13 protein-coding genes and 1 pseudogene are annotated in these 15,280 nt (G+C 37.6%); 8 read left to right on the top strand and 6 right to left on the bottom strand.

All coding sequences use genetic code 11. The features are described from left to right. Window positions 1-74: 74 nt before the first annotated feature. Window positions 75-941, bottom strand: coding sequence for a basic amino acid ABC transporter substrate-binding protein (locus D1B33_RS09865; RefSeq protein WP_118876219.1), 867 nt, complete (start codon window positions 939-941; stop codon window positions 75-77). Window positions 942-1,318: 377 nt separating this feature from the next. Further along, window positions 1,319-1,570, bottom strand: a complete 252-nt coding sequence (locus D1B33_RS09860; protein ID WP_118876218.1) for a hypothetical protein — start codon at window positions 1,568-1,570, stop codon at window positions 1,319-1,321. A gap of 344 nt (window positions 1,571-1,914) precedes the next feature. Between D1B33_RS09860 and D1B33_RS09855 the strand changes: the two genes are divergently transcribed. The 4 genes from D1B33_RS09855 (at window position 1,915) to D1B33_RS09840 (ending at window position 6,873) form a co-directional block, all read left to right on the top strand. Continuing rightward, window positions 1,915-2,805 (top strand): dimethylarginine dimethylaminohydrolase family protein, encoded by an 891-nt coding sequence (locus D1B33_RS09855; protein WP_233549446.1) that lies wholly within the window; start codon window positions 1,915-1,917, stop codon window positions 2,803-2,805. 49 nt (window positions 2,806-2,854) lie between these two features. After that, a complete protein-coding gene (locus D1B33_RS09850) occupies window positions 2,855-3,655 on the top strand; it encodes a dimethylarginine dimethylaminohydrolase family protein (protein WP_118876217.1) in 801 nt (266 codons plus the stop codon). A 53-nt stretch (window positions 3,656-3,708) separates the two neighbouring features. Then, a complete protein-coding gene (locus tag D1B33_RS09845; RefSeq protein WP_118876216.1) occupies window positions 3,709-5,328 on the top strand; it encodes a M20/M25/M40 family metallo-hydrolase in 1,620 nt (539 codons plus the stop codon). 132 nt (window positions 5,329-5,460) lie between these two features. Then, window positions 5,461-6,873: an amino acid permease gene (locus D1B33_RS09840; RefSeq protein WP_118876376.1), complete on the top strand. Its 1,413-nt coding sequence runs from the start codon at window positions 5,461-5,463 to the stop codon at window positions 6,871-6,873. An 83-nt stretch (window positions 6,874-6,956) separates the two neighbouring features. On the opposite strand, the gene D1B33_RS09835 is transcribed toward D1B33_RS09840, so the two are convergent. From D1B33_RS09835 to D1B33_RS09825, 3 genes are all read right to left on the bottom strand, one after another. Then, the gene (locus D1B33_RS09835; RefSeq protein WP_118876215.1) at window positions 6,957-7,709 is read right to left on the bottom strand and encodes an SDR family NAD(P)-dependent oxidoreductase; all 753 of its coding nucleotides are present in this window, start codon (window positions 7,707-7,709) and stop codon (window positions 6,957-6,959) included. A 191-nt stretch (window positions 7,710-7,900) separates the two neighbouring features. After that, on the bottom strand, window positions 7,901-8,632 hold the full coding sequence (locus tag D1B33_RS09830) for an IclR family transcriptional regulator (RefSeq protein ID WP_118876214.1): 732 nt from the start codon (window positions 8,630-8,632) through the stop codon (window positions 7,901-7,903). Window positions 8,633-8,874: 242 nt separating this feature from the next. Next, window positions 8,875-9,357: an N-acetyltransferase gene (locus D1B33_RS09825; protein ID WP_118876213.1), complete on the bottom strand. Its 483-nt coding sequence runs from the start codon at window positions 9,355-9,357 to the stop codon at window positions 8,875-8,877. A 246-nt stretch (window positions 9,358-9,603) separates the two neighbouring features. On the opposite strand from D1B33_RS09825, the pseudogene D1B33_RS09820 reads away from it, so the two are divergent. The 3 genes and pseudogenes from D1B33_RS09820 to D1B33_RS09810 form a co-directional block, all read left to right on the top strand. Next, window positions 9,604-9,774: pseudogene (locus D1B33_RS09820) on the top strand (DNA/RNA helicase domain-containing protein); the annotation flags it as partial. Between the two features lie 426 nt (window positions 9,775-10,200). Next, window positions 10,201-10,851, top strand: coding sequence for a hypothetical protein (locus D1B33_RS09815; RefSeq protein ID WP_118876211.1), 651 nt, complete (start codon window positions 10,201-10,203; stop codon window positions 10,849-10,851). 63 nt (window positions 10,852-10,914) lie between these two features. Continuing rightward, window positions 10,915-11,556, top strand: coding sequence for a hypothetical protein (locus D1B33_RS09810; protein ID WP_118876210.1), 642 nt, complete (start codon window positions 10,915-10,917; stop codon window positions 11,554-11,556). Between the two features lie 517 nt (window positions 11,557-12,073). Here the strand turns inward: D1B33_RS09810 and D1B33_RS09805 are convergent. Beyond that, window positions 12,074-12,913, bottom strand: coding sequence for an aldo/keto reductase (locus tag D1B33_RS09805; RefSeq protein WP_118876209.1), 840 nt, complete (start codon window positions 12,911-12,913; stop codon window positions 12,074-12,076). Between the two features lie 263 nt (window positions 12,914-13,176). Here D1B33_RS09805 and D1B33_RS09800 point away from each other — a divergent pair, with 263 nt between their 5' ends. Then, window positions 13,177-15,111: a DUF2075 domain-containing protein gene (locus D1B33_RS09800; protein ID WP_118876208.1), complete on the top strand. Its 1,935-nt coding sequence runs from the start codon at window positions 13,177-13,179 to the stop codon at window positions 15,109-15,111. Window positions 15,112-15,280 lie beyond the last annotated feature (169 nt).

Here is a 15,280-nt window from a genome sequence, read left to right as displayed (position 1 = left end):
AAATTGACACGATGCCAATTTCTTTTGCGAAAATCTCCCATACTACTATTAATAGATAGAATTAGCTTCATAGATTAACGGTCAATCACAACATCCTCAGGTTTGATTACTTCATCAATGAAGCCATTCTTTTCACCATTTAAATATTCATCAAATAATTTTTCATATTCGCCATTTTCCTGGATTTTTGCTAATCCGTCATTAACTTTTTGAAGGATCTCTTCTTTTTCTTTATTAATGGCAATACCATAATGTTCACCAGCTAAAATGTCTCCTACAATTTGGGCATCCGTATCTTGAGTCTGGATGTAGTTAATATTTGATGGGTGGTCGTATAGAATGGCATCAACTCCCCCATTTTCAAGCGCAATGTATGCGGTAGCAATGTCTGCATATTGTTTAATATTTGAATCTTCAATACCATTTTCAACCATATAGTTGTAAGATGAAGTACCTTTTTGAATACCGATCAATTTATCCTGTAAATCTTCAAAACCAGTAATCCCTGAGTCTGGGTTAGTCAGAATTGAAAGCCCGGATTCATAATAAGCGTTTGAGAAATTTACACTGTCCATTCGTGATTTAGTAATTGAGAGTGCCCCAACAACTACATCAACTTGTCCGGATTTCAACGCTGGAATCAACCCATCAAATTGCATCTGAGAAAATTCAACATCAAAACCTTCTTCTTCCCCAATTTTTTTGATAAGAGCAATATCAAACCCAGCAAGTTCACCATTTACTTCCGATTCAAACGGTGGATAAGTTGGACTTGTACCCACTCGAACTACCAAGTTTTTTGCTTCTCCAGAAACAGGAGCCGTTTCTGAATCCCCTGAAGCATTTTTTGAATCCCCTGATGTATTATCAGAAGAACTACAAGCTGCTAATAACACAGCCCCAAATACTAGCAAAAATAAAAATAAGATTCCCTTTTTCAAAACCCTTCCCCCTCTATTTGTATTTTACGATAAAGATTTAAGATAGCTCTTTCCATTATTTACTTTTAATGTAATTAACTATCTCACTCTCTATATTAATATATAGAGTTAGAATATTCAAAATATTTTTTACAGATACGCTTTCTACTAGTTTCTATCTTTTCCTTGTGGTTTAACTTTAAAAGACACCTATCTGAATGATTGCCTTTGTTGTGAAAATCAATACAATCCCTAGATTATAAGTTATAAAAATAACAGGGATTATTCTGCTTTTTTGACTGCCTTCTCGAACTTACTCCCTTGGCTAATCCTATTTTTACTAGATTCTCTAGGAGATTCGGAACAAATATTATGTCCAGATTTTGACCACATCAAAATTACGATAAAATTTCAACAATGACCAAAAAAGCAATACAAAAAATATCTGCAGGTATCCATACAAGACTTCCAAATTTCCAATTCAACTGTAAATATAGGTTCGATTTTAAGTTTTTATTCGCTATATTATCATCTGTTCTAACCTCTCCATTTTTCATTACCTTTTCTAGAGAATTTTCAACTTTTTGAGTCAAGCAAGGATTATCATAATCAGTCTCCAAAAATGAATAGCGAGAATTTAAAATCGACAAATTTGCAACTCCTTTCTATATTTCTCAACCCCTCCTAAAAAGACGAAAGCAGAAAATAGTTTTGCAACTTTTTAACTTACACTGTGCATTTAGTTCATTATATTCCGTTCAGATTAACAACATAACCTAACACAAATCGCTATTTTTTACAGTTTCCAAGCGCCAGAATTTGAAAGGACATTACCCTAAATCCTCACGCGAAATAAAACGGTTTTGAAATGCCTGTTTTATTTATTAAATATTCAAAAAATTAAATTGACTGAATGGTGATGCAATGGTAAATTTAAAATGTATTTTCCATTTATCGAAACATTTTTCCACATAGTGAAAAAGGAGGTCTATAAATGACAACTCAAACGTCCACTAATTATTGTTCTTCAATGGTCACCCCCTTGAAAAGAGTCTTTGTAAAACATCCAAAAGACGCATTTATAAGTCAGGCTCATTTAAAAGAAAACTGGCAAAGGTTCAATTACATTGAAGAACCCAATTTTGATGAAAGCATTAAAGAATATGAAGATTTTCTATCAATCTTAAAAAATCATGTACCTACAATTAATTTCCTGCCGCAATTCAGTCAAGTAGGCTTGGATTCAATCTATACCCATGATCCAGTCAAATTCACGAAACATGGAGCGATCATTTTAAAGTCAGGCAAAGAACTTAGACAGTCCGAAGCCCAGGTTTATAAAGAGTTTCTAAAGGAAAATGGAATCCCCATCCTGGGAGAATTAACCGGCGAAGCTGTATCAGACGGTGGAGATTTAGTATGGCTGGATGAACGTACACTTGTTGTCGGGTTGGGATATCGCACAAACTTGGAAGCCATTCATCAATTAAAAACAATCACCAAGGATCTGGTTGATGAATTCATTGTTGTGCAGCTTCCACATGATCAAGGGGAAAATGAATGCCTTCACTTGATGTCATTAATTAGTATGGTTGACCATGATTTAGCGGTTGTCCATTCTCGGTTGATGCCCGTTTTCTTCCGACAGTTGTTGATTCAACGCGGTATTAAACTAATCGAAGTTCCTGATGAAGAGTATCTGAATCTAGGATGCAATGTGCTGGCTTTGGCACCACGGATTTGTGTCATGATCGAAGGAAGTGAACTGACGAAGAAACAATTGCTGGATGCTGGTGCTACGGTTTACGAATATAAAGGAAAAGAAATTAGCTACAAAGGAACTGGCGGACCCACTTGCTTAACTTGTCCAGTTGTTCGCACCTAAAAATCCAACTGCCTTTTTTAATCAAGATAAATAGAAGGGAAGATAAGCGATGTTGCAAAATGAAACGATAAAGTTTTCTGGGGAGATTACCTTTAGAAATGTCATTGTCAAAACTCCAGGAAAAAGCTACGTTAATGGATTAACGACTTCAGATTTAGGAACACCAGATTACAATCAATTGTTGATTCAACACGCTGCTTATATAGAAGCATTAAAAACATGCGGAGTGGAAGTCACTCACCTCCCAGCGAATGAAGAATACCCGGACTCCACCTTTGTTGAAGACACAGCCGTATTAACGAAAAAATTTGCGGTTGTAACCAATCCAGGTGCAGCTTCGAGAAATCGAGAGATTGTTGAGATGGAACCTGTGTTAAAGGAGTTCTATGACAAAATTTATCACATCCAATCTCCAGGTACCCTTGATGGCGGAGATGTTCTTCAAGCGGACCATCATTTTTATATCGGGATTTCGACACGTACGAATGCAGAAGGTGCTCGCCAACTGAAAGAAATTTTGGAGTCTGAAGGCTATCAAGCAAAAATCATTCCATTAAAAGAATTTTTCCACCTAAAAACCGGCATTGCGTATCTTGGCCATAACAAAATGGTTGTAGCTGGTGAATTCGTTGATCATCCCTATTTTAAACAGTATGAAAAAATCGTTGTTTCCAAAACGAATGAATACTCGGCAAACTGTATTCGTGTAAATGACTATGTCATTCTTCCAAAAGGATACGAAGAAACTCAACGTAAAATTGAAGAAGCCGGCTTCAAAACAATTGTACTTGAAATGTCGGAATTCCAGAAACAAGATGGAGGGCTTAGTTGCTTATCGCTGCGTTTTTAATATCGAAGTGAGTTCAGTTTTAATTTTCAATTAAAAAATTAGGGGTGATCTTTATGAGCAACTACAAATGGAGTACGCCAGAACAACTTCGTTCCTTATTGTGTGAAGTTGTTAGTTGGGATAGCATTTCACATACAGAAGGAGAACGAAGATTTCCTTTTAAATTGCAGCAAAAATTATTGGAGAACGATTACTTCAAGGAACATCCTGATTATCTGTCCCTTCATGAAGCGGATTTTGGACGGCATTTGGTGACAGCTTTATACAAGCACCCGGAAGCAACAGAAACTGTTGTGTTGATTAGCCATTTCGATACAGTACAAACAGAGGAATATGGAGATCTTGAAGGTTTGGCATTTCATCCTGAACTTTTAACAAAAGAATTGTTGAAACGTAAAAGTGATTTAAATGAAGAGGCGCAAATTGACCTGGAATCCGGCGAGTTCTTATTTGGCCGCGGCACAATGGACATGAAAATGGGTCTTGTACTTCACATGTCAACGATTGAGAAAGCGATCTCCGAAGAATGGCCCATCAACCTCGTCTTGGTGACCGTTCCAGATGAAGAAGTCAATTCATCGGGCATGCGTGCCGCTGTGAAGGTTTTGGTTGCCTTACGCAATCAATACAAGCTCTCTTACAAATTATTCTTAAATGGTGAGCCTTCCCTTACTCAAAAGCCCGGGGATGAAAACTATTACATTTACAGTGGAACAATCGGAAAAATTATGCCAGCCGCACTTTTTTACGGTAAGGAAACGCATGTTGGCGAACCATTAAAAGGCATGACCGCAAACTACATTGCATCATTCATGACACAGTTAATGGAATGGAATCCTTTGTTCTGTGAAAGCGACCGTGGCGAGAGCACCCCCCTTCCCGTTTCATTGCAGCAAAAAGATTTGAAACTACAGTACTCCACACAAACACCATATCGTGCTGTTGCATTATACAATGTATTTATGATGAAGCGAACTGCCCAGGATATTATGAACCTATTCGAGCAAGTAGCCCTTGAAGCAGCAAATCGCTGCAATGAATCATACAAAACCATTTGTGCACTAGCTGGAATAAAACCAATTGGTGAAGTGAAAGTCATCCGATATCAAGAACTTTTAGAGTACGCGAAAAAGAAATTGAACCCTGAGCAAGTTGAAAAACTTTTGAATGATGTGTTCGCAAATGGTGAATGGGATGAAAGAGAAAAATCCTTGCGCGCTGCGGATGAACTGCTTATTCGCTGTCCGGAATTAGCGCCAGCGATGGTATTGCTGTTCGCCCCACCATACTACCCAGCGGTAAATTCATCGGAAAATGCATTAATAAAAGAATCGATCCAGTTAGTGAAAAATGCAGCATTAAAAGATTTTGGGATGGAAGTCCAGCAAATTCATTACTTTAATGGCCTGTGTGATTTAAGTTACGTGAATTATCAAGATGCATCTGATGGTTGGACAACATTCGAGCAAAACACACCGACTTGGGGTTCTGTTTACACGATTCCCTTCCAGGAAATGAGCGAGCTTCAAGCACCAGTATTAAATGTCGGACCATTCGGCAAGGACCCTCATCAAATCACGGAACGTGTTCATGTAAAAAGTGCTTTCCTTGAAACACCAAAACTTATTGAAAACTTGATTAAAAATTTGTATGCAGCCAAAGCAACTCTGTGAAAAACCCTATAAAGTTATCGGAATTTTTGGATATCACAAGTTTTGTTTAGAAGTATAAGAATTTCTAATATACAAAAGAGGTTGGTGAAGCGAGTGGAAAAATTAAATCAATCCAATCAATTAAACCGCGCAATGAAAAGCCGCCACTTATTTATGTTATCGCTTGGCGGCGTCATTGGGACTGGTCTATTTTTAAATGCAGGGTATACCATTAATCAAGCGGGACCCGGGGGTGCATTAATTGGCTATATTTTTGGCGGCTTAATCTTATACATGGTGATGATTTGTTTGGGAGAGCTTGCCGTATACATGCCTGTATCAGGTTCGTTCCAAACCTATGCAAGCAAATTCATTAACCCTTCTGCAGGTTTCTCTCTTGGTTGGATGTATTTCGTTGGTTCTGCCACGACAGCAGGCGTTGAATTCACGGCAGCTGGAATCCTGATGCAACGCTGGTTCCCGGATATGTCAATTTGGATATGGTGTGCCATTTTTATCGCTCTCTTGTTTGGAATCAATGCCCTCACAACAAAGGCCTTTGGGGAAGCAGAATATTGGTTTGCAGGAATTAAAGTGGTTGCTGTCATATTATTTATTTTAATCGGGATTGCTGCAGCAGTTGGCATCATGCCGTTGGAAGATCGTCCAGCTCCTTTTGTTGAAAACCTGGTACCAACCGGCTTGTTCCCAGCTGGACTTGCGATCATCTTTGTAACGATGATGAATGTTATTTTCTCCTATCAGGGTTCTGAACTTATCGGGATTGCGGCTGGTGAGAGTGAAAATCCGAATAAAGACATTCCTCGCGCCATCCGAAATGTGTTATTCCGAATCGTTGTATTTTACCTTTCTTCCATTATTATTTTGTCTGCGATCTTTCCTGCCAGTGAGTTAGGATTATTGGAAAGTCCTTTCGTGACATTAATGGATTTGGTCGGCATTCCTTATGCAGCGGATATCATGAATTTTGTTATATTAACAGCTGTTTTATCTGTCGGAAACTCATGTATCTATGCCTCTACTCGGCTGCTTTGGTCCATGTCGAATGAAGGCATGGCACCGAAAATCTTTGGTTCATTGAATAAACGCAAAGTTCCATTTTCCGCACTCGTTTTCACGATGATTTTTTCATTGTTATCGTTATTAACAAGCGTCTTGGCTGCAGATACAGTATTTGTGATTTTAATGTCGATTGCAGGAATTTCCGTCACCATTTCATGGATCGGCATCGCCGTTTCACAGCTTATGTTTAGACGAAAATTTATAAAAGCCGGCGGAAAAGTGGAAGCCTTGAGATACAAGGTCAAATTCTATCCTTTCATACCAATCGCATGTATTGTCACTTGCAGCGGACTATTAATATTCCTGGCTACGGACCCAACACAGCTATTGGGATTGATCATTGGGATTGCATTTTTGGTTGCGTGTTATCTATTCTACTATTTCAAAAATGAGTTTCGCAAAAAACCAGAACCTGTTAATATTCTTGACGCTGAAGTGATTGTTGAAACGGTCATAACCGAAAGAGAAACTTCGAAAGTTTAAAAATAGGAGGATGTTCGAAAAGGGTTGCGACCCCCACTTGTGGGGTGGAAGACAAAATCAGCCCTTTTGAACATCCTTTCCCCTTATTCCTCATAAATCATTTTTCTTGTCATCCCGCCATCAACCACCAAATTAATGCCTGTTACAAAATCATTTTCCTTTGCGGTTAAATAGAGGCAGGCTCGAGCGATGTCCTCGGGTTTGCCAACACGTTTGGAAAAATGCTGCTCATGGTCGCGTGCACTTAATTGTGAATAGTCCCCTGTTTCAATCCACCCGGGAGAAATTGAATTGACCGTAATTTTATCTGGACTAAAGGAAGCTGCAAGAGCATGTGTAATGGAGACAATTCCTCCTTTTGTTGCTGCGTAGGTTTCTGAATTCGGCTCAGACATGATCGCTCTTGTGGAAGCAATATTGACAATAGAGCCTCCATCTTCATTCTTGCGCATATATTTCGCCGCTTCACGCGACGCCAGAAAAACACTTCTTAAATTGGTGTGAATAATATCATCCCACTCTTCAACCGAAACTTCATAAGGTGATTTAAATAAAGCCTTGCCAGTATTATTAATCAAAATATCGATGCTTCCATATTTTTCGAAGGTACTTTCCATTAAAGCGATGATCTCTTTTTCCTGTCTCACATCTGCCTTAACAAAAAAGGCCTCTCCTCCCTTGGATTGAATTTCCTCCACCGTTTTCTGACCGTGCTGTTCGTCTATTTCTGCGACAACGACATTCCCTCCTTTTTCGGCAAAAAGAGCGGCCACCCCTTTACCGATTCCATTTCCTGCTCCTGTGACAATCACTGTTTTAGTTGAAAAATCCGACATTCTATCTCTCCTTTCTTGTAAAAGGCACCTCTAATATAAATTTACCATTACTTGATTGTGCAATAAAAATCATTGGGTTGATGCAGGGGTGGCAGTTAAGGAAACGTTGGATATACCGATGAAAATGAAAAAAGAGCCCCCGATTTATTATCGGATAGCCCAATTTCATATGATTTAACAATCTCTACTAACTAGCCATTATAAGCGAGGTTCTTAGAAATGCGTTTTCCGCTTTCCGTTACATTTTCAATTAAAAATTGCAGTTTTTCATTCGTCATGTTGAAGCTGACACAGCCAATACTAATCGCTCCTTCTACTTCACCAGCATGATTAAACACTGGCGCGGCGACCGAAATCGTTCCTTCCGTCCGTTCACCACGGCTTATCCCATAGCCACTCTTTTTGATTTCAGTTAGCTGATGATAAAAACCTGGTTTCTCCTCTTCCATGACAAGAGCGTTAACAATTTCGTCCGACTTTTCCTTGTTCATATGGGCAAGCATGGTTTTATTGGCAGCACCAATATTCATTGGCACTCGCAAACCGATTTTATCTACAACCCGTATTTGATTTTCGGGACTATCAATACGCTCAAAAATTAACGCCTCTGTCCCCATCGGTTTGCTGAAATAAATACTTTCTTTCACTTTATGCATCAGCTTTTCCATTTCCGTTCGGATATGACTCGTAAAGTCAATGGAATCATACATTTGCAAGCCATATTCCAGCCAGCGTGTTCCCAAGCCGTATTCCTTCGTCTTTTCATTCTGTTGAATTAGATCATGTTTTTCTAATGATTTCAACAAGCGGTGCATGGTGCTAACCGGAAGTCCACATTCTTTGGACAACTCCGTAATTGTTAGCCGTTGGGAACTTTTTGCTAATGCTTTTATGATATCCATCGCTCGATCGATTGTTTGCATTCTGCCACATCACTTTCCTCGGGGGTTTATATATGAAAATTATAGCTTAGTACAATGATTTTTTCACTATGTGAAAAAAGGTTTTGGCAGGAGGAATAGTTGCATAATTTTTCATTGCTTTCTTTTTAAATTCTTCAATGATTTTAATTACTACTAAATAGCTCACTCTTATTCCATAGAAAAAACACCTCCACGTTGCCTTAATGGATTAATAACCATTTTTCAACGTAAGGTGTCTCCTTTTAAACTACCGCAGTCTTAGAATCATGATTTTGCAAATATTTAACCAAAGCAATTTCATCGCAATTATTGATTTTTGGGCAGTTTACACAATCAGTCCAAACCTTTTCAGGCAAGTCATCCCTAATAGCCAATTGAAAACCTAGTTTTTTGAAAAATTCAACTTGATATGTTAAAGAGATTAATCTTTCTATTCCTAATTTGGGACTTTCCATAATAATATGATCAACCAGCATGCGCCCAATTCCTTTTTGTTGATAGTCAGGATGAACCACCAAGGAACGGACCTCTGCTAAATCTCGTCCTAAAACATGTAATCCAGCTACTCCCACAACCTTGTTTTCATCCTTAACAACATACAAACATTGCAGCTGCTGATAAATTGATAATAACGAACGAGGCAAAACAATCTCCTTATCTGCATAGATTTTAATCAATTCATAAATAGAATAAACATCAGCAGTTGTCGCATTGAAAATCCTCATACCCTATCCCCTTCTTTTTTAATTAATAGCTTTGTTTTAAAAATCTATTTTTTCAAGAAATTTGAAAAAATACTCTATTACAAATATGCAATAAAAACTTTTATAACGCAATTGTTCTTTTTGAATTTTTGGAATATACGAATTAAAGAATGTATTCCATTCCTTTTTTTATTAACTTTATGTCCACATTTTTCTTCTTGTTTATTGCTAACAACGTAATCATTATTGAGACATGCTGTCAATCTTAATGAATACGATGTACTGATTGTAGAGGAAGCTCATCGATTGAATGAAAAATTCGAATTATATAGCAACCTAGGTGACCAAGTAAAGGATCTCCTAAACAGTTCAAAATTCAGTATTTTCTTTATTGATGAAGCTCAGAAAGTAACGCTTAATCATATTGGTAGTGAAGACTATGACAATGAAAAAAAGCCAAAACCCATAATATATCAAGGACTTTGACGTTCAGGAAATCATGTTGATTTCATTCTGGAGACGGGTGTCGAACATAGGATTTTTGGGAGCGTTGTTTATCTCTCTAAATTAATATGTAAAAATACCAGTATTGCTTAAGACCCGTTTCTTAATATACTCTCATAGGTTTTGCGAACCCCTGATTACCTTCTTTTATAATATCTTTATTTCCTTATCATAAAATATGGTCAATATCGGTATTTCTTCATGCTAGGATTTTCCGACAAATTAATCGAAGAGAGTGCCTTTTTGAATTTGGTAACAACAACCAATATTAAAAAAATACTACAAATATATTAAAAAAGCAGTATAATGGAAGAACAATAGGAGTATTGTAATATTTTAATTAAGATGGGAGAACTCTATATGAAACAATTAACCTACATACTTTTCATACTATCGGTTACTTTCCTTACTGCTTGTTCAGCAAATGAATCAGCAGATAAAAGTAGTGAAAGTGAAAAAGCAACAGAACAAAAGCAGGAAGAAACAGAGGAATCAGGAGTTAGTGTTGACAAAGGTCTATTAAATGTAGAAGTAACGGTACCAGCTTCATTTATTGAGGGAGAAGATATAGACACTGTTATTGCCGAGGCAGAAGAAGACGGAGCTAAGGAAGTCACAAAAAATGAAGATGGTTCAATCACTTATAAAATGTCGAAATCTGACCATAAAAAAATGATGACTGAAATGGGAACATCTATTACAGATGCAATTGAAGAGATGAAAAGCAGCGGAGATTACGTATCTATTAAAGACATTACTCATAACAAATCATTTACAGAGTTTACTTTATTGGTAGATAAAGCATCCTTTGAGAACAGTTTCGATGGATTTGCCATTTTAGGATTAGGTTTTCAAGGTTCTATGTATCAACTTTTCAACGGAGAAAATCCAGATAATTATAAGGTAACGATAACTGTGAAAGATGAATCAACTCAAGAGGTAATAGATGAAGTCATTTATCCTGATGCTTTTGAGGCAATGGCGGAAGCAGAGGAAGCGACAACAGAATAAAACCTCGTTTTAAATCATGTTAGATTTTTTAATACAATCTACTTACTAAAGGAGAAAGAAAAATTGAAAAGCAGTTTTAAACTACTTATCTTAGGATTATTAACGACAGTTTTTCTTGCAGCTTGTGGGCAAGATACAAAAGATGTTGAATTGAATGAAGAAAGTCAACAGAGTGAAGATTTACAAAAAGTAGATGCGGCTCAACCAGAAGAAGAAAAAGAGGAGTCTGAATCTAAACTTGGTACTAGAACAAATCCTGTGCCATTCCAAAAAACTGCTTCGGTAAATGATGAGTTATATGATGACCAAGGTAATCCCTACGCAATCAAATTTGATTTAACGATCACAGAGGTTATTCGCGGGGATGAGGCCTACCAAAAATTATTGTCTATGAATGAATTTAATGAAGCCGCTCCGGAAGGATATGAATGGGTGTTGGCCAAAACAAAAGTGAAATTTGTTGAATCTGAAACACAAGATTTGTCCCTTGTTATCGATGGGATCATGAATTTTGACATGGTAAGTGAGTCCGGAGATATTTATAGTGGTGATGTATTTGGAACAACTGACCCTGATTTTAGCTTTGAAATGTACGCAGGCAACGAAAAAGAAGGTTACATTGCCAATTTAGTGAAAACAGGAGAAAAAGCACAACTTCGCTATGAAGAGATGTTGGGCGGAAATGTTTTCTTTAATTTACAGTAATTTCGGTTTTCAAAAATCAATACAACTTAATAAAGAGTATAGCGCTTGGGGATTCTCTGAATTTCCAAGCGTTTTTGCCTTCTCATTATATTTATCGTGATAATTATTTATCCTAATAAGCTTATTAGAATTGATTGTTCCAGCGTCTTTTATCCCCTAAAATAATAAATAAGGTGAATTGGTATAAATATATAATATCTTGAAATGAGGAACAGTCATGATTATTTACGAATCTACAACCTCCGGATTTTAATCAGATGTTGAGAATGAGCAGATTGTTGATCGTTTAAAATTTCTACAAAGGGTAAAACGAAATAGACTTTTAAAATAGGACATTCTCTAAAGAGAGGTGTTCTTTTTTGGTTAGCATTCTCTATAGTCGTTGTTTAAAACCACCGAGTGTTCTAATCTCTTCGACCTTAACAGCCTCCAATTCTACAAAAATTTTATGTGTAGAAAAAAGAGAATCATCGTTAAATGATTCTCTCAATTTTTTTAAACAGCGTTTATTCACTTATTAAAATTCTTCATATGTTGCAGGGTCTTGACCTTTAAGTCTCCCATTCGGACGGGTTAATTCGGCGATTTGCTCCATTTCCTTATCCTCGAGTGAAAAATCAAAGATAGACAAGTTTTCAAGTTGACGTGCTGGTAATGCCGATTTTGGTATGGAAATAGAGCCCAGTTCAAAATGCCAACGCAATATTATTTGAGCGATTGTCTTCTGATGATGATCCGCAATTTGTTGAAGGACACCGTTTTCCAATTCCCTTGCACGCGTTAGCGGACTCCATGACTGCGTCACAATACCGTTGTCTTTATGCCATTGTCGAAGCTCAGCTTGATTGAAAAACGGATGTAATTCAACTTGGTTAACGCTCGGCTTCACACCGGTTTCCCTTTCCAGTCGCTCCATATGCTCCGGCAAGAAATTACATACGCCGATTGAACGGACATAACCGCGTTTTTTTGCTTCAATTAATGCCTGCCAAGCCTCCACATAATGTTCTTGCTGTGGGTTCGGCCAATGGATCAAAAATAAATCATAATAGTCGAAATTCGCCCGATACAAGGATTCTTGAATCGCCGGAATGGCCAAATCATAAGTTTGATAGCGCCCCGGCAACTTGGACGTAATAATCAATTCATCGCGCGAAACGCTGCTGCGTCGAACCGCTTCACCAACCGTTCCTTCATTCTCATAATTGTAGGCTGTATCAATTAGGCGATAGCCACTTTCTATCGCGTTTTCAATTGCTTTTGCACCTGCATCTCCTTTGAGTTGGTATGTTCCCAAACCAATCATCGGAACAATCAATCCATCGTTTAATGTTACTTCCGGAATAAAATTTTTCATAATTTATTTCCCTCCCTTTCCAACTATCGTATCACATTTTTTGGAAATTCCTTATAATTCAATACTTAAAAATACGATGCATTGTGGGAGGTTGTTTCCTTGTTATATCTCAATATTTTATTGTTCTAATAAAAGGCTCTCATCCACTTTTCTAAGCTGTTTTTTCTAGTATGGAATCTTACAAATTCATTGTTACAGTAATTTTTATCCATTAAAATAAATAATAAGATTAATTATTACGAAGTTGAAATGAGGACCAATTCATGATTATCTACGCATCTACAACCTCTGGATTTTTATCAGATGTTGAGAATGAGCAGATTGTTGATCGTTTATATAATGTCTATCAGAAGAAAATCGGCAGGACATCCCGTAATGAGATCCGCTCTTGGGATCATTCACTCCAACGTATGTCCAATGTTTTGCGTGATCGTGAAATACCACGTGATGCTGCTGTCGCCATTGAATTTAAAATTCCGAATACCGGGAAACGTGTGGATTTTATTATTGCAGGCAATGACGGGCAATACGATCACGCGGTCATCGTCGAGCTAAAACAGTGGGAATCCGTGCAGAAGAACGACCGAATGGATGCAGTCGTTGTAGAAACTTTTGTTGGCGGCGGCAATCGGCAAACGACTCACCCTTCCTACCAAGCTTGGAGCTATGCGAGTTTAATAGAGGATTTTAATCAAAACGTACGGGAAATTCCGATTAAACTGAAGCCTTGTGCGTATTTACATAATTACTTGATTCAGGAGAACGATCCACTAACCGATCTGCACTATTCTGAACATATCGAGAAAGCGCCTGTTTTCCGTAAGGGCGAGATGCAAAAGCTTCGTTCTTATATAAAGAAGTACATTAAGTACGGAGATAAAAATAATATCATCTTCCAAATCGATAACGGACGTATTAAGCCATCCAAGTCCTTGCAAGACAGTATGGCAAGCATGCTGCAAGGAAATCCTGAATTTGTCATGATTGATGATCAAAAAGTTGTCTATGAACAGATTCTTCACTATGCGAAAATTTGCATTCAAGAGAATGAAAAAGGAGTTTTTATCGTGCAAGGGGGCCCAGGTACAGGAAAATCCGTACTGGCCATCAACCTACTTGTTCAAATGATCCAGGAAGACTTTTTCGCCATGTATGTCACGAAAAACAGTGCTCCGCGCGATGTCTATGCCACAAAGCTGAAAGGCACGATGAAGAAGAAAAGTATCGATAATTTATTTAAAGGTTCAGGAAGCTTTCATGCTGCCGATCAAAATGAGCTCGATGTGTTGATAGTAGATGAAGCTCATCGATTAAATGAAAAATCCGGTTTATTTAGCAACCTGGGCGAAAACCAAGTGAAAGAACTAATGAACAGTGCAAAGTTTAGTATTTTCTTTATCGATGAAGCTCAGAAAGTAACGCTAAAGGATATTGGGAGTGTGGGCTTAATAGAGAAATTTGCAGAACAACTGGGTGTCAAAGTATTTCACGGAGAACTGGCTTCTCAATTCCGGTGTGAGGGTTCCGATGGTTACATTGCTTGGCTTGATGATGTATTGGGAATTCGGGAAACGGCCAATCAAAATGATTTAGGAATGGACTATGACTTCCAAGTATTTGATAATCCAAATACTCTGTTTGAAACAATAAAAGAGAAAAATAAAATAAATAATAAATCGCGAATGGTTGCAGGTTATTGCTGGGATTGGATTTCTGAAGGAAAAAACAAAAGCGATGTACATGACATTGTCATCCCAGATCACAATTTCTCCATCAGTTGGAATCTTGGAAATGAAATCTGGGCAATTAGCGAGGATTCCATTCAAGAAGCCGGCTGTATCCACACCTGCCAGGGTCTTGAATTTGATTATGTCGGAGTCATTGTTGGAGACGATTTACGATATGAAAATGGACAGGTTATTACAGATTATACAAAACGCGCCAAAACCGATCAATCCATCAGAGGCATCAAAAAGAAAATGAAAGAGCAACCAGAAGAAGCCAACAAACAAGTCGACCAAATCATCCGGAATACGTACCGCACACTTATGACACGCGGGCAAAAGGGATGTTATGTGTATTGTACCGATAAAGCCTTGGCCGAATATTTGGAGGGACGTATTCGAAGGGTGTATGAGGAGCAACGGGAAGTTAAGACTTATTTGGTTGCGGAAAATGGAGGGAATTATAATAATTAAAAAGAGAATGGCTTGTTTCCATTCTCTTTTTATTAACTTAAAATATTTATTTACGGAGTCGGCGGGTGTTTACTGTTCTAAGATCCCAAAACCTTATCACATCAATGTTTATAAGGCTTTTTTGGACTTTTTAATAGTTTATTTTTATATATATGATTCAAATAATAAG

Source organism: Ureibacillus yapensis (assembly GCF_003515775.1).
In the GTDB taxonomy this organism is placed as follows: Bacteria; Bacillota; Bacilli; order Bacillales_A; family Planococcaceae; genus Ureibacillus; species Ureibacillus yapensis.
The sequence above is the reverse complement of the archived record's forward strand: the minus strand, read 5'-3'. Positions and strand labels throughout refer to the sequence as shown.